Origin of the sequence: Plectonema radiosum NIES-515 (assembly GCF_025753815.1) — a bacterium.
Lineage (GTDB): Bacteria > Cyanobacteriota > Cyanobacteriia > Cyanobacteriales > Nostocaceae > Hassallia > Hassallia radiosum_A.
In genome coordinates this window covers 1-23403 of the sequence record NZ_JAOWRF010000353.1, presented here as the reverse complement: position 1 = coordinate 23403, position 23403 = coordinate 1, and the positions used below count along the sequence as shown (strand labels likewise).

Genomic DNA, 23403 nt, shown 5'->3' with positions numbered 1-23403 from the left:
AGTGCGTAATAAGATGCAATTTTGTTAGTTACGAAACGTAATTTAGATAAGTTTTGTAAAATCTAAATATTACTTGTGGTGGAACTTTAACAATTAATCCTAGTGCCAATAAAAAGTTGTAGTAAACATTCTTTAATGGCATACCTTTAGTAATTGCTGCTAGACCTTGCAATACACTATGCTGTGTGTGCCAATCGATATTAAAAGAAATGGATTTATCCCAGCTTCTCACATGATGCAACGTACCTGGAGGCATATATAAAATATCGCCAGGGTTCACAATTACTTGAATAGGTTTGGCATTTTGATAAAGTGGGTATTGCGCTAAATCTGGTTTTTCGGGGTCAATCTTAAACCATCGCCAATTATATCGATAACAATATTGAGCATCTTCTCTGAGAAACAGAGTAAATTGTTTACGCCCAGAAATTTGAAAAAATAGATTATTTGTGAGTAGACAGTCAAAATGTAGCGGTGTCAAACTCCGAGATGCACCAATAAAAAACTGGCAATAACGCCACCACTTATAACTATACCATTTTGGCAAGTATTCTAAAACAAATGGTTGAATATCTTTAACAATTTCAGGAATTAAGCTTAATAAAGGTAAGTCATGGCAATAAGGAGGTCGAATTTCCTGTTCTCCCTGTTCATTTATATTTAAAATATCTGCATATTCTTGAAAAGTAAAATTTTCTATTTCAATTTTACCATTGCGGAAATGTTTAGCATATATTTTTAAATCAGGGGCAAGTGATTGAAAATATAGTAATGACCATTTAGTAAAAGCATCCCAAGTTTGAATTACACCAGAAATAATCACTGGCTGAGATTTCTTGACATACTCTGAGAAAAACTCTTTACCTGAAAGTTGATAACGTCGGTCAATATCTGAAGAAATAGAAAGCATAACTTGTTGATTAAATCTCTAACTCTACGTCTCTGTGGTTGAATTATCAATTAATTACATACAGTCAATTCAAAATTAAATGTTGCTGTTTTTTCTAACATCAAGCTGACATCTCCTGCTTGCTCTGTTAGTAAAGATAAGTTTTTTAGGCGCACTTCAGGATTTTTGGCGATGTTTTCTAGTAATATCTCAAAATGTCTCAAGATGCCATTAATTGTACCACTATCAAAACTGCGAAAATCGTAGCTAATACCGATGCGTAATTGTGAGCCAGGATAACCAACTAAATTCAGAGAATAGTTAGTTTTGTAAAGATTTAGGCTGAGTTCTATGTTCTGTTCTCGCTCTGGTGATTCCTGAAGAATATCATCTACTGGTTGATTTTCAAACACAAAAATGCTGTCGAATAAAGGTATACCCGGAGTTAATTCACTCCAGCGTTGAATATCTACTAGTGAGGTGTATTCATATTGGCGAATTTCCACTAATTGTTCTTGAAATTGTTGCAACCAAGGTAATAAATACTGTTCTGGATCTACTTTAACTCTGACAGGTAAGGTATTAATTAACATTCCTACCATTGACTCAGAACCTTTTAAATCTACGGGACGACCAGAAACAGTACAACCATAGACAATTTCAGTTTGACAAGTGTAGCGACTGAGAAGCAGAACCCAAACAGCTTGAGCAATGACGTTAATAGTTAGACGATGCTGTCGTGCTATGGACTGTAATTTTGCTGTGGTTGCTTTTGATATTTTTATTTGTGGTTCATCATATCTTTCTTCTGGGTTATATAAGTTATCTACATACAGATTATTGAGCGGAGTAGATGTTTTTAATCCTTTGAGCATCCGTCGCCAAAAAATCTCAGCTTTTGATGAATTTTGTCGTCGCAACCAAGCAATATAGTCTCGAAAAACACTACCTTTTCCTAAGTCGATATTTTGACCTTGACTATAGGATGTATATAATTCGATAACTTCTTTAATTACTAACGGTGATGACCATCCATCTACAATAATCATGTGTGAGCTCCAGACAAACTTATAAGTATGCTCATCAAAATGAATTAGAGTTACTCGCATTAAAGGAGCTTGAGAGAAATCAAAGCCTTGCTCTCTATCTTTGACTAAAAAATCATCGAAAAGTTTTTGTTGTTCTGTTGCTTCTATTCCTCGCAAATCATATTGGTTTATGGGTAATTTAACTTGGCGATATACAACTTGTAGAGGTTTGTCTATATCTTCCCAATAGAAGCCAGTACGCAACATGGTATGTCGAGCTACGACTTCTTGCCAAGCACGTTCAAAAGCAGAAAAATTTAAACTATCACGCACCTTAAACGTAAAGCCTAATTGGGAAAAATAAAGTGTCACTTCCGAACCATAGACACAGTGAAACAGAATTCCGTGCTGTAGGGGAGAAAGTTCGTAAATATCTTCTACATTTTCTGTATTCATATTACTTTTGATTTACCTTTACGATTGAGTTTTGCCAAGAAATTATCTAGCCCTTTTTGACTTAAATCTAATTCTGGGAAATCAGAAGGTGTGTAATTTTTTTCTTGAGTAGATTGGCAATGAGTAATAATTCCTGTTAATGCTTTGACAAACTCTTGCGCTAAATTTTCGATAGTAGAATACCGATGGATATTTTCGCTAAATGTCCAATCAAATTGCAGTTGATTATTAACTACTAAGCCGTTGATTTCTAATAAGCTACTTCTTTTGTTGTGAGGACTGCTCATTAATCCACTGGAGTTCTGCACAAGTCGAAATAGCGACGAGTTAGAAAATGTCTGGTCAAATTGTCCTAAATAATTGAAGACGACTTCCGGCTCTGGATAATTTTGTAATCCATTATCCTGATTCAAATAACGCAGAATACCGTAACCAATTCCGCCATCAGGAATAGCTCGTAGTTGCTCTTTAATTGTTTTTAAGGCTTCTCCAGGATGAGTAGTTTTTCCTAAATCCAAAAGTACGGGAAAGATAGATGTAAACCAGCCAACCGTGCGCGATAAATCTAAATCTGCAAAAATTTCTTCTCGTCCATGACTTTCCAATGCTATTAATAAAGAGCCTGTACCTGTCCATTGGGCAAAAGCTTGTACCAATGCTGTGAGTAACACATCATTGATTTGGGTGTTATAAGCTTGCGGTACTTTTTGGAGTAAGGCTTGGGTTTGTTCTAGGCTGAGGGCGATCGCAATATTTCTCTGGGAAGCTACTATATTCTCACCATCAGGAAAATCTACTGGTAGTGTCTGCTGTTGGCACTGGGTTAACCAGTAATCTCTTTCTTTTTGCAGATTAACAGATTGGGCATACTCATGCAGATGTTCTGACCAATATTTAAAAGAATTTGTTTTGGCTGGTAACTCCAGATTTTTTCCTTGGTTTAGCTGTTGATAGGCTGTTTGCAAATCTTCTAGTAAAACTCGCCAAGAGAAAGTATCTACGGCTAAATGATGGATGATAAGTAACAAGCGGCGTGGTTGTTCCGTCCCAAAGTCGTAGACAGCAAATCGTACTATTGATCCATCTGATAGGTTCAGACTAGTTTGTAATTCGGCGGTGCTGTCTTGAAAAGCTTGTTCTTGCTCTATTTTTGGCAGTCTTGAGAAATCAAAGCGTGCTAATGCGGCTGTTATATCACTACCGACGAGAATTTGTTGCCAACCAAATTCTGTTTTTTCAAACCGTAACCGCAAGGCATCATGATGCAATAATAAATGTTGTAATGCCTGCTCTAATAAGTCTAAATCTAGAGCTTGGGGCATTTCCAGCGCGATTGTCTGGTTCCAGTGATGGGGATTTAAGAAATTTTGCTCAAAAAACCAATGTTGAATAGGTGTTAAAGATACTGCACCTGTAATGAGTCCTTGTTCGATTTGGATTGTCTGTTTTAGAACTGCTACATTTGCTAACTGAGCGATAGTTTGATGCTGAAATAATTGTTTCGTTGTCAGTTTTAAACCAGCTTGGTTAGCTTTGGCGATGATTTGAATAGCAATAATTGAATCCCCGCCTAACTCAAAAAAGTTATCATTGATACCCACTTGTGTCACATTGAGAAATTCCGCCCAGATTTCACAAAGCGTAATTTCGGCAGAAGTGCGCGGTGCGACAAATGCTTTGTCTAATTCAGGTCTACTTGTGTCGGGGGCTGGTAAACCTTGCTTGTTCACCTTACCATTAGGAAAAAGCGGCAATGCCTCTAGTATGAGAAAAGCCGATGGCACCATATAATTAGGCAAATGTGCTGTTAGAAAGTTCCGTAGTTCACCTACGAGATTTTGCGCCTGTTTGTGCGGCACAATGTAAGCTACCAAGCGCGGAAAATCTGTATCTTCACGCAGGATAACCACTACTTGTCGCACTTGTGGATGCTTACTCAAAACTGCTTCAATTTCGCCTAGTTCGATGCGGAGACCACGCAGTTTTACCTGATTGTCGATTCGCCCTAGAAACTCAATATTACCATCACTTAAATAGCGTCCTAAGTCTCCAGTTTTGTAAAGGCGAGAGTCGCAACATCCAGAAATTGTATCTTTAAAGGGGTTGGAAATAAACTTTTGGGCGGTCAATAATGAGTTGTTAAGGTAGCCTGATGCTAAACCAACACTGCCAATATACAATTCACCTGGTACATTTAATGGCACAGGTTGGAGATAAGCATCCAGCAAGTAAATTTCTGTATTTTGTACTGGTCTGCCTATGGGTGTATTTTGGTGACAAGTCGATGGAGATGAAACAGTATACAAAGTGGCGCAGATGGTAGCTTCTGATGGACCATAACCATTGATAATCTGCAAACCAGGAACTAGTTGACTGATAGATTGCAGTAACTGTTCGGCAATGGGTTCTACTCCCACAAGTAATCTTTTTAAAGCCAGCTTACGGGGTTTTTTCTGCAACCAATCAGCTAAATCTTTCAGCATGAAAGGAGGAATGTAAGCACTATGAATCTGCTGTGACTGCAACCACTCAAATAATGTGATTGCTTCATAGCGCATACTTTCTGAGGTGAGATGTAGTTCTCCCCCCACCAATAAAGCTGAAAAAATTTCATAAACTGAGACATCAAAACTAATGCTCGTCCATAAACTACATCTATTACCCTGAGCAAGTGGCTGTTTAATTTGAAAATCTGCCAGTAAATTAGTCACCCCTTGATGTGTGCAAGCCACGCCTTTGGGTTGACCTGTGGAACCGGATGTGTAGATGACATAAGCCAGATTTTTTGGTGTGGCTTCAGTCACCGGATTTTCTAGACTTTGTTGGGCAATAATTGACCAGTTTGTGTCTAAATAAACTACATTTAATGGATGCTCAGGTAAGGCGATCGCTAAATTGTCAGTTGTCAACAATAACGATGTCTGGGAATCAGATAACATCTGAGTTAAACGCTCTTTTGGGTATGTGGGATCAAGTGGTATGTATGCACCACTAGCCTTGAGAATCCCCAATAACCCCACAATCATTTCTAAAGAACGCTCAAAACAGATAGCCACTGGTACATCTGGTTTGACACCCAATGTCTGTAAATAATGTGCTAGTTGATTTACACGGGTGTTTAACTCTTTGTAAGTTAATTTTTCCTCGCCGAATACTACCGCAACAGCATCAGGTATTTGTTCTACCTGCGCCTCAAATAATTGATGCAGACAAGTTTGAGGATATTCAGCTTGAGTATTGTTCCACTCTACTAGTAACTGATAGCGTTCTGCTTCAGTCAACAAGGGTAATTCCGAGATAGACTTTTCTTGATTATTCACAATTCCCCAGAGTAAAGTCTGGAAATGTCCTGCCATTCGGGTAATTGCGTCTGCATCAAACAAGTCTGTATTATATTCAAACTTCGCTAACAACCCCTGTTCAGTCTCCCGCATTGACACAGATAAATCAAACTTAGCCGTTACTAATGGTATTTCCAAGAAGCTGAGGGTAAGTCCTGAAAGCTGTACCTCTTGTTTGGGTGCATTTTCGAGGACAAACATCACCTGAAACAATGGTGTATGAGATAAATCCCGCGTTGGCTGTAATTTTGCTACTAACTGACCGAAGGGTAAATCTTGGTGATTGTATGCTTCCCAAGCGACATTCTGAACTCGCTGTAACAACTCCCGAAAAGTCGGATTCCCCGATAAGTCGGTACGCATCACCAGAGTGTTAAGAAAATAACCAATGAGTGATTCTAATTCGCGGCTGTGACGATTAGCAATAGTCGTCCCGACACAGATATCATCCTGGTTGGTATATCGGTATAGTAGTGTATTAAATGCCGCCAGCAGGGTCATAAATAAAGTTACCCCTGACTGCTGACTGAGTTGTTTGAGCTTGGTAGTTAAGTCTTGGTTGAGTTCTAGGGTAATGATATCTCCCCGGAAACTTTGCACCGCTAATCTTGGGCGACTGGGTAATTGTAATACAGGTGGTGTATCACTAAGTTTCTGTTCCCAGTAGCGGAGTTGTTCTGGTAATAATTGTTGCAACTTGTGATGCTGCCAATCAGCAAAATCAGCATACTGAATGGGTAACTCTGGTAAGGGTGAAGGTTTACCGAAAGCGAAAGCCTCATAGATTGCGGCTAGTTCTTGGATGAAAATTTTACTTGACCAAGCATCAGCGATCGCATGATGAATGACAAACAGTAATACATATTCTTCTGGTGCAAGTTTCGCTAAAGTAACTCGCAGTAATGAACCCTCTGCCAAGTTAAAAGGACGCTGGGATTGAGCCACACCAAACGGCTGGAGTTCTTGCCATTGTAGGGTTTCTACTGCTAGGGTAAAATTTGGTTTAGGGGCTATTGCTTGGAAGGCTTGCCCATTACTAGTTTTAAATGTAGTGCGGAGAATTTCGTGCCGTCTAATTATTTCCGTCAGTGCTTGCTCAAGAATGGGTACTTCTACTACACCTTGCAACTTAATGGCAAATAATTGATTGTAAGCCGTACTACCACCTGCTAATTGGTCGATAAACCATAGTCCTTGCTGCCCAAAAGACAAAGGTAAATGTTGATTGCGGGGAACTGCTTTGATTGTTTCTTGAGTAGAACTAGTGTTAAGAAATTGGATAATTTCTGCTTTACGTACAGCTATCTCAGCTTGTAACTCTGCTGTGAGTATTTCTTTGGGAGCGTTACAGCGCAGGCGAGCCTCCTGGGGAGGAACTCCGTTAACGCCATCTAACCACAGCCTGATGTCTAAATTACTCAATTCAGATAAAAACTCTGAAATTAATTTCATAGTTCAACCTCCACGCGATTATCTAATGCTTCATGAATTGGGGCTTGGAGTTTTTGCGTTGTTTGCTGAATTTCGTCAATTGACTTTGCCAAGCTAGATAAAGTTGGTGCTTGCAGTAAATTCTGCACAGGTAAATTAACTGGGAATTTCTCGCGCATTCGAGCGATAACCTGCGTTGCTTGTAAAGAATCTCCCCCTAATTCAAAAAACTTATCGTTTATACCAACTTTCTCCACTCGTAGCACCTCTTGCCAAATACTGGCTATGATTTGCTCAGTTTCTGTTTGTGGTGTGACGTAGTTGGTTTTGCATTGCGATAGCGAAGCGTTGCCACCAAAGGCAGATCGCAGATTTTGGCGATTGACTTTACCATTTGCTGTCAGTGGCAGAGCATCTAGCAGCATAAATTCGCTAGGAATCATGTAATCAGGCAATTTTTGCTGTAAAAAGCTCCTGATTTCTTGCTTTTTAAACTTCTGTACAGATGCAGAACCCCGCGCCATAAAAGTATAAACTGCCAAAAAGTCAGCAATCGAGCCTGGCTGATTAAATACTGTGCAATCTGTGAATCCTTGTGCTATTAACACTTCTTGCCATTGTTTTGGCGACAGGAGCGGATGAGACCGTAATGAAGTATCTTCAAAGCGGTCAAAACCTTGCTGCAATCCCATAAATAGCTCCCAAAATGGGTGTAGTTTTGTTGGTTCGACAAACAGTAACAAACCATTAGGGGCTAAGAGCGATCGCATATTATCCAAAGATTCTTTAATATCACGGGTAGCATGAATTACACCACCAGCGATAATCACATCAAAACTGTGGAGTTCATAGCCTTGCTCTTGGGGCGACTGTTCTAAGTTGAATAAAGCAGTTTCTAAGAAAGGATAGTGACCAAAATCTTGCTGTCCTAACTGTAAGAAATACTGAGAAATATCTGTATAAACATAGGTGGTTTTTTCTGGTGGTAAAACTGGCAATATTTCCCTAGTCACAGCACCAGTTCCCGCCCCAATTTCTAAAATTCGCAAGTTAGTTTTTGAGTCCCAAGACTGGGCAAGGTGATGTAAAATTTCCCGAATGACTAAACTACCCGCTTGAAATTCTTTGCGATACAGGGCGGGAATTTCATCTGTAGCAATAATTTGAGCCGAGTGAATATTTTCGGTGAGAATCGCTGCCAAATTTCTCGCCGAATTAACCAATAATTGGACTGTATTTTGGTTGTAGTCGAGAATGGGCGCGGCTTCTGATAGAATCTTGGCTAACAATTCTGTAGGGAAACTATTAGGTAGAAGTCGAGTATTAATAAACTTGTCACTACGTACTTCTAACCATCCCAAATCTACCAAGAAAGATAAAGCGCGACTCAGCCATTGACGATAGCGGGGTTTAATTTGACCTCGCTGCATCAATTCATCCAGAGAGTACCCCTCATGGAGTTGGGTATAAACGCCAAACTGATGAAAGGCAATACTCACAGCGTAGGTATAAAGTGGGTCTAGATATTGTTGCCAAAAAGCAGCGAAGACTTCTGGTTTCACAGCATCCAAGTTTTGTTGAGCTATTTTCGCGCCCTTTTTAACTAAATTCTGCCATAACTGTTGTGTCTCGCCACTATCTACCCTTTCGAGTTCAAACAGCGTTTCTGCTTGCTGTTGATTCGGCACTATGCAGGCAATAATTTGTTGATGAGATTGTTCGACACCTGGAATTGTAACAGCGATCGCCTCTTTTACCCCTGGATGCTGTTTGATAGCGGCTTCAATCTCACCTAATTCGATGCGATAACCCCTGATTTTGACCTGGAAATCTGCCCTGCCTAAAAATTCAATGTTGCCATCGGGTAAATAACGACCAAGGTCGCCTGTGCAGTAAATACGTTCTTGGGTGCGAGGATGGGTAATGAATTTAGCCGCCGTTTTTTCAGCATCACGCCAATAACCTTGAGCCACCTGCACAGAAGCACAATACATTTGACCAGGAACCCAAACGGGACAATCTTCTAAAGCTTCATTCAAAATGTAGTATTTGGCATTAGCCATCGGTTGTCCATAGGGAATACTCTTCCAATTCGGGTCAACCTCTGTAATTAAATAACCAATATTCCAAATAGTGGTTTCTGTAGGACCGCCAATACTCAATATTTCTACTTTTGGTACTAAAATTCTCAGGCGTTCAGGGAGAGACACCGGCAACCAATCACCACCCATGATTACCAAACGCAAGCTTGCAGGGATGACTACAGATTGACTCTCGGCATATTCCACCAACATTTGCATCATAGCGGGGACGGAATTCCACAGCGTCACTTTCTCCCGCACCATCAACTCTGCCCAGTGCGCCGGGTCTTTCACACCACAAGCATCAGGGATCACAATTGCGCCACCTGCACACAACAAACCAAAAATGTCATATACAGACAAGTCATGGTTTAACGCCGTCACTGCTAAAATTCTATCTTGGCAACCAATATTGAAGCGTTGGTTAGTGTGGATAACGACGTTAACAACATTGCGATCGCTAATCATTACCCCTTTAGGTAAGCCTGTAGAACCAGAGGTGTAAATAACGTAGGCTAAATCATCAGGTGTTTGTGCTGATTGTAGCGGTTCGTGACTTTCTTTTGCTAGTTCTTGAGTATTTATACATAGACGTTGAATTCCTGACAGCCAATCTAATTTCTCATCCAACCAAGATTGGGTAAGAACAATCTTCACTTCACTGTTTGCTAACAGATAATCTCGGCGTTGTTGTGGCAAGTTTGGATCTATGGGCACATACGCCGCACCAGAGGCTAAAATCCCCATAACAGCCACAATTTGCTCCCAGCCCTTATCCATGACTACACCAATCAATTGGTTAGGAGTAGCCCCTAGTCGTTGCAGTCGATGACCTAGTTGATTAGAGAGTGTGTATAACTCTTGGTAAGTTAAGGTGCATTGGGAGGAAATGATTGCTGGTGCTGTTTTGCGCTGCTGTGCTTGCTGGGCAAACATTGTGTGCAGCATTGCGTCGGGAGTGGGTACGGTTGTGGCATTAATGCGATCGCGTTGCGCTAATTGTAGGGGAGGAATTAGTTGTCTATTAGTGTTCAACCAAGCTGATTCGGAAGTAGCTAGTTGTTTGAGTAAACTAAAATAAGCCTCAAACATATCGCTAATTAAGCCTGTCGGGAAAAGTTCTTCCACCACATCCCAGTTGCAAGTCAAAGTTTCCTTTTCTTCCCAAACTTGAATATCCATCCAAGCCTGAGAAGCCTGACTGATACCATAAACTAAGTCACCAAAATGGCTAAAAGTTAAGGTTTCTTGTCCCAGGGAACTAAAGCCAAGGGTGCTAGTAAAGACAATTGGCATGGCACTGGGTGCTGTTCCTTGTCTGCGCGCTAGTTCCCGCGTGACGCGCACACCACTGATGTAGCGATGTTCTAAATCTTGCAATAGTTGTTGTTGCAGACGGCGCGATCGCTCTCTAAATGCTTCGGGCTGAGAATTATCTACAGTTAATAAGGTGACAGAGGTAAAGTCCCCTAAAATATCGTTAACTTGGGGATGCAACGGTAAGCGGTTAAATAAGGCAAGATTTAGGGTAAACCGGGGGCTTTTACTCCACAGAGTCAATATTTCCGTAAAAGCAGCCAGTAAAACCCCAGAGGGAGTTAACCCAGCATTTGCCGCACGTTGCTTTAACTGCTGCCATTGTGTTGGTTCTAACCGTCCTTCATAACGCTTGTTTTGGTGGTGTTTGATTTCCTTGGGACTTTTAGCCAGTGGTAAATCTGGGGCTGGTGATAACTCGTCTAGACGATTAAACCAATAGGCTTGCGATCGCTTATATAATTCTGTTTGTTCTATGCTTTGCTCTGCTAAAACATAGTCCCGGAAGGAAATTTCTAAGGGTGGTAATAGCTCCTCTGGATGCTGATAAAGTTGAAACCATTCGTCAAATAACCGAAACAGACTCCACGCATCAAATATTTGCAAGTCAAAACTGACGTGTAACCGAAAACTCTCTTCTGCCAAACGTGTGACTCTAAACTCAAATAAAGGCCAGCGATCGCTCGGAATCACCTGATGGGACATTCGCTGACGCACTGCATCTAGTTCTGCATTGGCAATGTCTTCAGTTTTGTCTCTTAAATCTAAAGTTTCTATTGTATAAAAGGGTACTTGCTTTAAAACTTGCTGCTGTCCGTTTGGCAAGACTATCGCCCTGAGCATATCGTGACGCTCTATGACTTTTTGCAGCGCCACATTCAACTGTTCTATGTGTAGATATTTACATTCAATTTCGTAATAACCGTGATTAGCTACATTCCCTAGTTCCAGTACGCCACTACGTCCTACCCAAAAGGCATACTGCATATCAGTCAGAGGGAAAGGCTCATAACGGGACTCTGGTGCTGGCTCAATTTTGGGTAGAGAGGTGGTACTTGTGCCGTTTTGTTGGAGTAATGTTAGTAATTCGGCTTTATGTTTCGCTAATGAATCACGTAATTCTGGGGTAATGACTCCCTTTGGTGCATCAATATCTAGAGAGTTGCCATTAGCAGATAGTTTTACGCCTCGATGGGACAAGTCGGTTAAAAGTGAATGTAAATTCATAGGGATTTATATTGTAATTTTTTTCAACCAGAGGAGGCAGCGCGTTGCGTATTTTCCCCCCGTTGTAGCGACTGCCGTCACGCAGAGGCTCGATGGATGGGAGTTCGAGAGATATTTTGTGTAAGTTTTAAATGTTAAAGAGTCAATTGTTCTCTTTCTTCTGTATCAGTATTAACTAGTGACGTAGATGCTAAAACTTTGGTTAAGGCTAACTGATTGAGCAACATTTCAATTAAATGATTGAGATTATTTTCACCAAAGAATTTCTCTATAGGAACTTGCACTTTTAAGTCATTTTCGATTTGAGTTTTGAATAAGAAACCCATCAGTGAACCAAGCAATAAAGTTAAAGGTTGGTCTTGATTAATTTGCGATATAGGAATCTGTAATGAATGACTCAACCATTCCAATAAATAGGTTTCCAGCATTTGCCGTTGTTGTTGTAAAGAAGCAGCCAAAAGTTTTTCTCTGGAAATGCTGCTTTTTTGTATCTCTGCGAGATGAATTTTTTCTGGTTCTTGAGTCAGGCTGAGAGGAGACGTAGGAACAGAACCCAGTGCGACATCACCCCAGCGCATGATAGTTGCGGCAGCAGTGGCGGATGCTCCTTTAGTATAAACTAACACTAAGCTATTTTCGCTAATTTTACACTCATGGGCAGCATGATATAAATTAGCGATCGCCATTACCGAGCCAATATTTGCATATCGTGGATAAAGGTTGATAGTTTTTGCTGCATTGATACCTAATGCTTGCGTACAAACACTGGTATACCAAGCAGTGGGAGTATTGAACGCAAAGAAATCAATATCAGCCAAAGTTAAACCAGCAGCAGCAGCCACACCTTCGCAGCAGGTACGCACAAAATCTACAGAGGTTTCGGCTAGTGTACTGACATTCTCACCTGTACGAGTCCTGATTTGAGGCTGTCCTTGAGCATCTGTTACCAGTTCATGCACATAAGCACCACAGGTTGCAGCTGTACTGACAATTTTACTGGCTAAGATGCCTTGATTTGGTTTCAGTCTATCTACTATAAAGGCTCCAGCAGCATCACCCATCGACCATGCAAGGCTATCTGCGTCGTCTACTGTTTGAGAAGCAGTGTGAGATACAACAACTAAGACATTGCGATATGCTCCCGTTTGGATGAGTGCATGAGCGTTTTGCAATGCTACCAAGGCACTAGAACAGGTTGATTCTAAATTCCAAGCTGGACAGTTTAATCCTAATTTCTGAGCCAGGTAAACAGCATTACCATGTCCAAGCTGTTGCGGAAATAGAGAAGCCACAATCATCAAATCCACCTCTTGGGGAGAGATTTGTGCAGCGTTCAATGCATCTTTTGCCGCTCGATATTCTAGGGTTAAGGAAGATTCATCGATATCAACTACCCGACGTTCAACATTACCCCGAAATGGATCTGATAAATATGGTGCGACAGCTTGCGACCAAATATCAAGGACGTTTTGACCAGAAGTAAATTCCCTAGAGTGAGATATTCTTACCCTTTTCGGCTTTTCCTGGGGAATTAATTCCGGAAAATTCTCTAGCCAATAATCATTTGTGCGGATAATGCCACCAAAGCTGATTGCAAGTGAGCGAATACCGATAGAATCATTCATCATAACCTTTGTACCTACTCTTCTCCTTCAAAGACGCGAACGACTTTGTTGAATGCGTGAGATAAATTACAAAAGAGCGATCGCACTGGCTGCGGCATAATCAGATACATGAGTAATACTCAACAACCACTTAGTAATTCCTAAACGGTTAGCAATTTGCTGACATTGACCATGCAATACTACTGATGGCTCACCTGTGGGTAGTCGCTGCACTTCCATCTCCCACCAACAAATCTGTTGATTTAATTCCATCCCCAAGGCTTTGAAGATGGCTTTTTTGGCACAGAAACGACCTGCAAAATGTTGAATCCCAGATTTCGTAATACTCCGTTCACTGGCTGTGAAATACTGCATAGTAAAATTTCCCTGGGTTTGTTCTATGAGGGTTGCAATCTCAACAGTCGCAACTATTTCCATGCCATAACCAATGATATTTGAGGTATCAGGCATAGTCAGTGTATCTATACAGGTTGATGCCATTATCTTTCCTCAGCTTCCAACACTAAATTAGTCAGCATGGTATTCATCTTGTTGACAGACTCGATATACTCTTTTTCTGGTACAGATTCCGCAACGATGCCAGCACCAGCATTTAAGTAAATATGATTGCCATACTGGTAAACAGAGCGAATAGCGATCGCTAAATCTCCTGTACCGTTACTACTTACCCAGCCAATACCCCCAGCATAAATTCCTCTCGGTTCGTCTTCTAAACGGTCAATCCATTTCAGGGCTTGTTGTTTATCAATTCCCGAAACGGTAATTCCTGGGAACAAAACTTTCAAAGCATCCCACAGGGTTTTTCCTGGTTGTAGTTGTCCACCAACTCTCGATGATAAATGCTGCACGCACCGATATTTTTTCACCTCCATGAAATTGAAGACTTGAATACTACCTGCTAAACACAGGGAAGCAATTTCACTTTGCGCTAACCAAATAGAAAGAGCGTGTTCTTTGACTTCTTTGGCATCAGTAAATAGCTCATGGGTTAGTTGTAAATCTTCTGCTTGATGTTGACTGCGTGGGCGAGTCCCCGCTAGAGGATTAGTCACAATGAAACTATCTTCGTAAACTTCCATGAGAGTTTCAGGACTAAAGCCAACTGCGCGGACATCTCCGATATTTAAACAGTAGGAGCGTGCGGAATTATTAGCTCTGGAACCGACTATATATGTTCCCAATATATCTAAATTACCAGGAATTTTCACAGGGCGAGAGATGATCGCTTTTTGTAATTCGTCTTTTTGAATTGCCGCGATTAACTGGGTAATTTTTTGCTCATAATTTGTGCGATCGCCAAAATCTAATCTCAAATCAGCAGCTTGATAATCTGGTAATTGAGCATCTGAAAGCAAAATTTCTTCTACCTGTTCTAGAGACTTTGTACTCCTGATGCACACTCCTTCATTTGTAAATATTAGTTCAATCTCTGGAATTAAAAAATACAGGCTATCTTGCTGTATTGATTTAGAATAATCCGAATAGAATCGAGCCATATCAAAAGCAACATAGCCATAAGCCGTCCAATCTTCAATTGGCAATGTCGCCAACATTTTTTCTATTTGTTTAAATGGCTCACTTGCTGGCTCTGAGTAAGATTTACCGACACCTTTAAGAGAAACCAAATCTTGAGAAACTGATACTTTTGCTAATTCATTACCAGCAATTCTAACTTCATTTTTCCCCTCATACAAAACATAATTATCCAAGATACCAGCTTGCAGAAAATTCTGCAAAACTACAATATGATTCCTCTCCCCAGGAATAAATTTCCGCTTATATTTGATTGCCGTATGAAACTCTGTCACCATCATTCTACCTCTGTAAGGAAATTATTTATAAACTTATACTTACACGTAAACTTGAATCCTTACTTAATAATTTGCGGTGAATTTTTCCGGTGGAAGTGCGGGGTAATTTTTCTACAAAGTAAACTGTTTTGGGTGCTTTAAAATGCGGCAATTGTTGTTTAGCGAATTTCCGAATATTCATTTCCATTTCTGGTGTAGCCGCTTGTCCTGGCTTGAGACTGATATAAGCCACAATTTGAGTTAACTGTTCTTCGCTACTAGATTCAGCTACAACAGCTACCTCCAGAATTTGAGGATGTTGATGTAATATATCCTCAATTTCCATTGGTGATATCCACTGTCCATTGACTTTAAACAGGTCATCATTGCGCCCCATAAAGTAGAAATAACCATCAGCATCCCGCAGATATTTATCTCCAGTTCGCATTGTGTCACCGTAAATTGCTTTACGAGTTTGTTGCAATCGCTTCCAATAACCCAACATCAGGCTTTCTCCTCTGACTTGGAGATTACCAATTTCACCTGGTGGACAAGGTACACCATCGTCATTAAGAATTTGCACATCATAACCAGGAATGGGACGACCAGAACTTCCTGGTTTGCACTTTCCTATTTGATTGGAGAGAAATATATGCAGAAACTCAGTAGTACCAATTCCTTCGCAAATTTCATGGTTGTATGTCTCCAGCCATTGCTGCCAAATACTTTTTGGTAATTGTTCTGCCGCAGATGCACACAACCGCAAAGAAGATACATCCAAAGGTGCAATTTCCGCGAGAGCCAAAATACCTGCGTAAACACTCGGTATACCAAACAAAATTGTCGGTCGATAACGCTGAATATCTACAATTATGTCGAAGCCGTTACTCGCATCAGATAAAACACTAGCTGCACCTACTGCCATTGGCATATATAAGGTATTGCCCAAGCCATAGGCAAAAGGCATTTTAGCCACTGAATAGGTGATGTCATCTTGGCACAAACCTAGAGTTGCTCTACCATACTTTTCTGCACAAACCATCATACTTTGATGTAGGTGAATCACTCCTTTAGGGCGACCTGTACTACCAGATGTGTATAGCCAGAAAGCTGGTTCATCGGGTGAAGTTTCCGCACAAGGTAGTAGTTCATCCTCTTGGTTTAATAGCGAAAGATAGGCTGACTCCCCATCTTTTAAAAGTATATGACGTAAATATTTTGATTGGATGGGAGCTAGTTTTTCTTGCCACTCTTGGGTAGTTAATAAGAGTTTGGCGCGAGAATCTTGCAGAATATATTGAATCTCATCTAAGCTACAAGTCGTATTAATAGGAACTGGTACTGCTCCTAACCAAATTGCACCCCAAAAGGCAAAGACAAACTCTGGAGAATCTGATAATAAAATGGCTATGCGGTTTTCCTGCTCTATTCCTAGATTGGCGAGTAATCTGGCACTACGGCGCACAAAACTGCTAACTTGTCCATAAGTATATATTTGATTTTGATAATAAAAGGCGATTTTCTCGCTCCGTCCCTGGGTCAAGTTACTTTCTATAAAGTAAGCTGCAACATTGAATACATTGTCATTTGTCATTTGTTATTGATGATTGATTCTTCTCGCACCTACTTTCTTACATAGCTATGACTTGCACTAATATGTGTTGATCCCAATCGCACCAATTAGCTAACCATTGTTGAATATTACGTTTTTTTGCCTGATAGCTTGCTTTGTCATACAGATGAATGATTACCTTGTAAGGTATGATTTCAGCTTCAATTTCATTCCAATCAATACTGACTAATCCAGTACCTAGAGCTTTGCCTACAGCTTCTTTTGTGGCGAAGCAGATTGCATAACACTGATGATAGTTGTTTGCCGATTGGCAATGGTCGATCTCGTTAGCAGTGAATAACAGATTTAAGGTCTCACTGTCATATCTATCAACTAGTCTGGCAATTCTGTGAATGGGAGTAATATCTAAACCCAACCCTTTAATATGTTGGTGTAACATGGTTGGTGATATTTTGAGCGATCGCTTCTTTAACTGTATTGCATACTTGCGCTAATGTCATATCTTGCCGAGACTCTAGCTTCACATTCACACCCAGTGTCCGTTTTAATCCCAAGGCTATTTCTACTACCTCTACAGAATCAAGTTGTAAATCCTTGTGCAGTAATGTATCTTCCCTAATGAATTCTTCCGGGATACTAAGGTTCAGAAGTATAGATTTTAGGGTATTCATCACACTGCAAGTGTTCTGGTAGCTAGACTCAACTGGAGAAAAATTAGAGGAATTTTCTTGTCGGCTGTCTATTGATTGACACATATTACACCTTGAGAACTGGGATGCAGAACAGGAAGCTTTAGCAGAAGGGAATTTGACTTTGATTCCAGTCAAAATAGTTTTTCTTGCCTTATCTCAATGGGAATAAGCTCTGGTATTGCCTCATATCGAATTTGATACAGTATATTGCAAGTTATTCTTGATTAGCTTAACTCTCATTTAATAGAAATTACTATCATTTAGCAAGTCCTTTTACATACAATAATCGTATTATCTTCAGTTAAATAATTAGTTTTACTTATTAATAAATCGAAGAAAATACTAGTATTAAATACAACTCAGTCCGAATTACCGCATGAAAATGCTGTAATTACTTTATTTGTACATATATTATATTTAACTTCAATTTACTTATTACTGAAAATATTAACTACGGACAATAAGCCTTAGTTGGATTAATGCAAAAATATTTAGTATAATTAAATACAAAAAACTAAGATATTTTCTATTTAGTTTCGAATAGCGTCAGGTATTGACTTAAATTTAAGTTGACAGGAATTATCAAATAGCTATAATGTGAGATTTGTAATATATTTTTTGGAGTTAAATGATTTAAATTACAAAGTGAATGCTGGTTAATTTCACTTAATTGTAAGAAAAGTATTTCATTAATCAAAATTCCATGACACGATGATAAAAAGAATAATGAAACCAGAGCAATTCGTGCAGAGCTTGTTGTTCACAGTCTCAGTTGTGATGTTGATGGTACATCCTGCTCAAGGAGAGGATATCAGTAAGCACACAGAACTGGGGCACAGAAGGCATATTTTCCAACTAAAGCGACCATCTGTACTCAGTCAAGCAGATTCACAGCAGACCGTAACGATTACCAAAGTACAAGTCAATTCCACTAATAAGGGTATAGAGATAATTTTACAGACTTCTCTCGGTGAGCAATTACAAGTTCAGCCGAAAAGTGAAGGGAATACATTCATTGCAGAGATTAGCAATGCTCAACTGCGTTTACCTAGTGGTGATACATTTCGCCAGGAAAAACCAGCAGTAGGGATTGCAGAAATTACGGTGACTAACCAAAATGCCAATACTATCTTGGTGACAGTCAAGGGTGAAGGGAGTTTACCGCAAGTTGAATTGTTTGATAGTGATGAGGGTTTAATTTTTGGCTTAACGGCAAATGCATCAGTACCGTCACCAGCGCAACAACCAAAAGTAGAAACAACAACACCAGCACAACGACCAGAAGTAGAAACAACAACACCAGCACAGCAACCAGAAGCAGAAGCAACACCCCAACCACCATCACCTGAGAGTAATGAGCCAATAGAACTAGTGGTGACAGGCGATCGCAATGATGGCTATAATCCACTCAACGCTACTACTGGGACGAGGACTGACACTCCGCTTCGGGATACACCACAGTCTATTCAGGTGATTCCCCAGAAGGTGATTCAAGATCAACAGGTGGTTAGAATAGATGAAGCATTAAGAAATGTTAGTAACGTCATTCCTGGCGGGTTTGATACCAATACAGAAGCGAGATATACAATTCGTGGTTTTGATAAAGCACCGTTGTTAATCAATGGCTTCAGACAATACTCTTTTGCAGAAGTGCCAGACATAGCAGGTTTAGAGCGTATTGAAGTCCTCAAAGGTCCAGCCTCTATTTTATATGGAGAGATTCAACCAGGCGGGGTGATTAACGCTGTTACTAAACAGCCGTTAGCAGAACCTTTTTACGAAGCCGAAATTCAGGCGGGAAACTATAATTTGGTAAAACCTCGGATTGATATTTCTGGACCTTTGAACGATGACAAAAGCCTGTTGTATCGGCTGAATCTCTCTTATCTCAATAATGAGAGTTTTCGCGGCTTTGACCAAAACTTTGAAGAATTTTTTATTGCACCTGTTGTGGCTTGGAAGGGTAAGAATACAGATTTCACCTTTGAAGCGCAGTATTCTAACCGTGTCAGACCTTATGATGGTGGTTTAGTGGCTTCGGGCGATCGCGTCCTTGATGTTCCACGCGATCGCACTCTTAATGAACCCGATGATTATATTGATCGGACATTTATCACAGCCAGATACTCTCTAGAACATCGTTTTAATGATAATTGGAAAATACGCAATGATTTTCGCTACGCCAATTCTCGGTTCTACAGTGATAAATTAACAATTACCACTGGCTTTGATGAAGCTACAGGTACGGTTAGTCGTGTATCTGCTCTTGATGATTTTTATGCTGATGATTACTCTTTACAATCAAATGTTGTAGGAAAATTTACTACAGGTGGCATCAAACACACCCTCTTGTTTGGTCTGGATTTGAATCGCACCAACTCTAGCACCTTTGCTTTATCTGATTTCTTTACTCCATCGCAGTTAAATGTTTTCAACCCAGTCTACGGGACTCCGCGAAATCCTTTGGATGTTGTGCTGATAGACAGGAAAACTACAACAGATAGATTAGGAATTTATTTGCAAGATCAAATAGCCTTTTTTGATAATCTCAAATTACTGGCGGGTATACGCTACGAAACTGTCAGTCAAAACACCACCAATCAATCATCACTTTTCTATCCAGGTCCTGACGTTAGTCAATTCGATGATGCTTTTACTCCCCGTTTGGGGGTCGTTTATCAACCATCGAAAGAAGTATCTGTTTATGCCAGCTATTCCCAATCATTCACTCCCAATATTGATACCTTCGATGTGAATGGTAATCCTCTCCGACCAGAACAAGGTGAAGGATATGAAGTTGGTGTCAAAACTGAACTACTTGAAGGTAAACTGTCTGCAACTTTGGCTTATTTTGACATTACCAAACAAAATGTAGCGACAACAGATTCTAGTTTACCAGGGCTAGGCTTTTCTGTAGCCACAGGTGAACAACGCAGCCGAGGTGTAGAATTTGATATTAGCGGGCAAATTCTGCCTGGATGGAATATCATCGCCTCTTACGGATACACAGATGCAGAAGTCACCGCAGATAATACAATTTCCGTGGGAAATAGACTCATAGGTGTTCCAAGACACAACGCTAGTTTATGGACAACTTATGAAATCCAACGTGGTAGTTTGCAAGGCTTAGGCTTTGGCGTGGGATTCAACTATGTCGGAGAACGTGAAGGAGACCTCGAAAACAGCTTTAAGTTAGATAGTTATTTTCTGACTAATGCAGCTATTTTTTACCGCCGAGACAATTGGCGCTTTGCCCTCAATTTCAAGAACATTTTTGATACTGACTACATCAGTGGTGTACCTTTTGGCAGAACTAGCGGTATTTATCCCGGTGAACCTTTTACTGTGATTGGTTCAGTATCAGTAAATTTTTAATTTCAGCCCTCCCAGCAAATAACTAGCAGGACTTTGACTGTCGTGATCAGCATCAGAAGCTTGAAGAAATTTGGCTTACTTGGCAGCTTGTATGTGTCACAGTTCATGCCATTTTGGTTTCTCTACCAAGCCCTACCTTTGTTCATGCGTCAAAAAGGGGTTTCTTTAGAAACAATTGGCTTGTTGCAATTACTTGCGCTTCCTATATCACTGAACTTTCTGTGGTCTCCTTTAATTGATCGCTATGGATTTACGCGCTGGGGACATTATCGTTTTTGGATTATCTGTTTTCAACTCCTGATTGCCGCTATGACGGCTATTTGTGCTTTGCTGAGTGTGGAAAATAACTTTACCATTTTACTGATTTGTATAACTTTAATCAGTTTATTTTCTGCCAGCCAAGATATAGCTACTGATGCTTTGGCTATAGGTTTACTCAAGCCTAATGAGAGAGGTTTGGGAAATGCAGTGCAAATTGTGGGTAACTCTCTAGGTTCAGTTGTCAGTGGTGGAGGGATGCTAATTTTGTTTAATTACTGGGGATGGGCTGCTAGTTTACAAACCTTAGCGTTGATTATGGTTTTAGCGTTAGTTCCTATCTTCTTGTATCGGGAAAATGTTCAGAAAAAACAAATCTCCATAAATAGGCAATCTGATGATTTGACAGATCAATCTACAGTGAAGTTGCCTGTTTCTTACTTTCAGACTTTTATCAACTTTTGCCGTCACCCAGGGATGATGAACTGGTTGCTTATCTTAGTGCTATATTCATCAAGCAGCCACATGGCTGCTACTATGTATCGCCCTCTACTAGTAGATATAGGGCTGTCCTTGTCAGATATTGGCTGGTTACAGGGAGTTGTTGGTACAAGTGCTGCGGCGATTGGCGGAATTGTTGGCGGTTTATTAATTTCAGCTTGGGGAAGAAAGCGATCGCTATTTTTATTTAGCTTATTGTGGGCAACCACGATGCTAACTTACTTGTTTCCGGCATTCGGTTTTACCAGCCTACCTGTTATCTACTTAGTTGCTATCAGTCCACTATTTAGTATAGGGATTATGAGTACTGCTACCTCTACATTAATGATGGACAATAGCAGTCTAGAAACTCCTGGGACAGATTATACTCTTCAAAGCTCAGTTAGTATTTTTGCTAGTCTCGGCGCTGGGGCAATCAGTGGTGTAATTGCCAAAGCCGTAGCTTATCGGGGTATTTTTTCAATTAGCTTGGCGATCGCACTAATTAGTGTGTTGATGATTTTTCAACATTTTAAGGGACTTCCAAAAAACAGGAGCCAGGGGGAACACACCTAAACGTTTAATTTTGGTTTTATCATCTCAAAAAATTACATCTGGCTTGAGAAAACCACGAAATTTTGATGAAGAGAAAACAGAAGAGCCAAAGATTTATTTTTTGTGGTGGTCACTGTCACAGTTTCATGCAGAAAAGTCGTCAGAGAAGCTTTCATGTATCCTGTATGATTTCGTTCTCCATCACAGGGCAATTTGATTCCAGAATGGATAACTGGTATCCAAATTAAACACCATTCTTGTGGTGTCATGGGTTCTAGAAGTGTGAAAACTATCTGTTGAATATTTGGGTTGTTTTGTGTTTGTCGCAATATAAACTTTGCGAACCATCAAGGAATTTTCTTGGTATTTGTTTGTTTTTCAAGATGAAACTGCATTTCAATTTCTTTGTTTGACTGATTTTCCCTATATCAAATTCATCACCATTTTTAGCCAATGGCAAAATTCGACACAAATCTAATTTGATGTAAATCTAAAACGTGATTTCCTGCTGTTGGTAAATTGGGGAAGACGCTTTCAGATCGGTAATAAAAGCAGCGATCGCACTAATCCCCGTACAAACCATCCCACTCGCAGCACGATACCCCCGACTGCTCCAACCTTGCCAGCCAAACCTTTCTCCAATCTCCCCAAAGGAAGCCACAACTGCATCTGATTCTTGGGAATTACTCGTTTGAAGCCGAACAATTTCTTGCTCTTTCTGGGAAAGTACGTTGTTTAGGTGATCGACTTCGGACATCAATGTAGCAGATAGTTTTCTCTAACTCCAAGTTAATCACCTTTGCGGCTTGATTGTTAAAGGTATTGCCCCAATTGTTCGCACTGGAGTTTTCGAGGGCTTTTTCTAATTCTTCCACTCGCTGTTCCAATTGTTGGTTTCTGGTTTGCAATGCGTCAAGCGATCGCATCTCCTCATCCTTGGCTGTCAATTGCTCGATTAATTCCTGTTTTGCTTGTTGCAGCGCACGAGCATGTTCCTGAGCGGCTTGAATTTCTCGTTTTGCTGCTTGTAGTGCTGCGTCTCGAATTTCTACAAACCGTCCCTGTTCTGACTCAGCTTTTTCGCGCTCCCTTTGTGCTAAAGCATCTATTATCTTCTGTTCAACTTGGGCATCTGTAAAAAGCTCTTTGGAAGCTGGCTTAGCTTGTACAGCAAGAAGCCCCACACCATACACGGAGTGTTGGTGATGGGATGAATTGCGAGTCAAAAACGAAACACCCTTGAAGATGTATTTCCGATAAATCGGAAACAGTCTTCAAGGGTAGT

14 protein-coding genes are annotated in these 23403 nt (G+C 40.3%); 2 read left to right on the top strand and 12 right to left on the bottom strand.

Annotated features, from left to right (window positions below; genetic code table 11):
* Positions 1 to 28: 28 nt before the first annotated feature.
* The 10 genes from OGM63_RS24695 to OGM63_RS24650 form a co-directional block, all read right to left on the bottom strand.
* Positions 29 to 910: a cupin-like domain-containing protein gene (locus OGM63_RS24695; RefSeq protein ID WP_263748318.1), complete on the bottom strand. Its 882-nt coding sequence runs from the start codon at positions 908 to 910 to the stop codon at positions 29 to 31.
* A 50-nt stretch (positions 911 to 960) separates the two neighbouring features.
* The gene (locus tag OGM63_RS24690; protein ID WP_263748317.1) at positions 961 to 2373 is read right to left on the bottom strand and encodes a condensation domain-containing protein; all 1413 of its coding nucleotides are present in this window, start codon (positions 2371 to 2373) and stop codon (positions 961 to 963) included.
* Positions 2370 to 7166, bottom strand: a complete 4797-nt coding sequence (locus tag OGM63_RS24685; RefSeq protein ID WP_263748316.1) for a non-ribosomal peptide synthetase — start codon at positions 7164 to 7166, stop codon at positions 2370 to 2372. Before OGM63_RS24685 ends, OGM63_RS24690 begins: the two co-directional genes overlap by 4 nt.
* Positions 7163 to 11770 (bottom strand): non-ribosomal peptide synthetase, encoded by a 4608-nt coding sequence (locus OGM63_RS24680; RefSeq protein ID WP_263748315.1) that lies wholly within the window; start codon positions 11768 to 11770, stop codon positions 7163 to 7165. Before OGM63_RS24680 ends, OGM63_RS24685 begins: the two co-directional genes overlap by 4 nt.
* Before the next feature lie 134 nt (positions 11771 to 11904).
* Positions 11905 to 13398: a 3-oxoacyl-ACP synthase III family protein gene (locus OGM63_RS24675; RefSeq protein WP_263748314.1), complete on the bottom strand. Its 1494-nt coding sequence runs from the start codon at positions 13396 to 13398 to the stop codon at positions 11905 to 11907.
* A gap of 63 nt (positions 13399 to 13461) precedes the next feature.
* Positions 13462 to 13875 carry a holo-ACP synthase gene (locus OGM63_RS24670; RefSeq protein ID WP_263748313.1) on the bottom strand — a complete coding sequence of 138 codons (414 nt, stop codon included), beginning with the start codon at positions 13873 to 13875 and terminating at the stop codon, positions 13462 to 13464.
* Entirely contained in the window at positions 13875 to 15209 is a 1335-nt protein-coding gene (locus OGM63_RS24665) for a salicylate synthase (protein ID WP_263748312.1), read from the bottom strand. Before OGM63_RS24665 ends, OGM63_RS24670 begins: the two co-directional genes overlap by 1 nt.
* A gap of 22 nt (positions 15210 to 15231) precedes the next feature.
* On the bottom strand, positions 15232 to 16779 hold the full coding sequence (locus tag OGM63_RS24660; RefSeq protein WP_263748311.1) for a benzoate-CoA ligase family protein: 1548 nt from the start codon (positions 16777 to 16779) through the stop codon (positions 15232 to 15234).
* 37 nt (positions 16780 to 16816) lie between these two features.
* Entirely contained in the window at positions 16817 to 17197 is a 381-nt protein-coding gene (locus OGM63_RS24655) for a holo-ACP synthase (RefSeq protein WP_263748310.1), read from the bottom strand.
* Positions 17178 to 17513, bottom strand: a complete 336-nt coding sequence (locus OGM63_RS24650; RefSeq protein ID WP_263748308.1) for an acyl carrier protein — start codon at positions 17511 to 17513, stop codon at positions 17178 to 17180. Before OGM63_RS24650 ends, OGM63_RS24655 begins: the two co-directional genes overlap by 20 nt.
* A 663-nt stretch (positions 17514 to 18176) precedes the next feature.
* Here OGM63_RS24650 and OGM63_RS24645 point away from each other — a divergent pair.
* Together OGM63_RS24645 and OGM63_RS24640 are read left to right on the top strand one after the other, a co-directional pair.
* Complete coding sequence (locus tag OGM63_RS24645; RefSeq protein WP_263748307.1) at positions 18177 to 20825, top strand: TonB-dependent siderophore receptor; 2649 nt, start codon at positions 18177 to 18179, stop codon at positions 20823 to 20825.
* A 42-nt stretch (positions 20826 to 20867) separates the two neighbouring features.
* The gene (locus OGM63_RS24640; RefSeq protein WP_263748306.1) at positions 20868 to 22139 is read left to right on the top strand and encodes an MFS transporter; all 1272 of its coding nucleotides are present in this window, start codon (positions 20868 to 20870) and stop codon (positions 22137 to 22139) included.
* A 469-nt stretch (positions 22140 to 22608) separates the two neighbouring features.
* Here OGM63_RS24640 and OGM63_RS24635 read toward each other — a convergent pair whose 3' ends face one another.
* Positions 22609 to 22779, bottom strand: a complete 171-nt coding sequence (locus tag OGM63_RS24635; RefSeq protein ID WP_263748305.1) for a hypothetical protein — start codon at positions 22777 to 22779, stop codon at positions 22609 to 22611.
* A 22-nt stretch (positions 22780 to 22801) separates the two neighbouring features.
* On the bottom strand, positions 22802 to 23344 hold the full coding sequence (locus OGM63_RS24630; protein WP_263748304.1) for a hypothetical protein: 543 nt from the start codon (positions 23342 to 23344) through the stop codon (positions 22802 to 22804).
* Between the last annotated feature and the right edge of the window lie 59 nt (positions 23345 to 23403).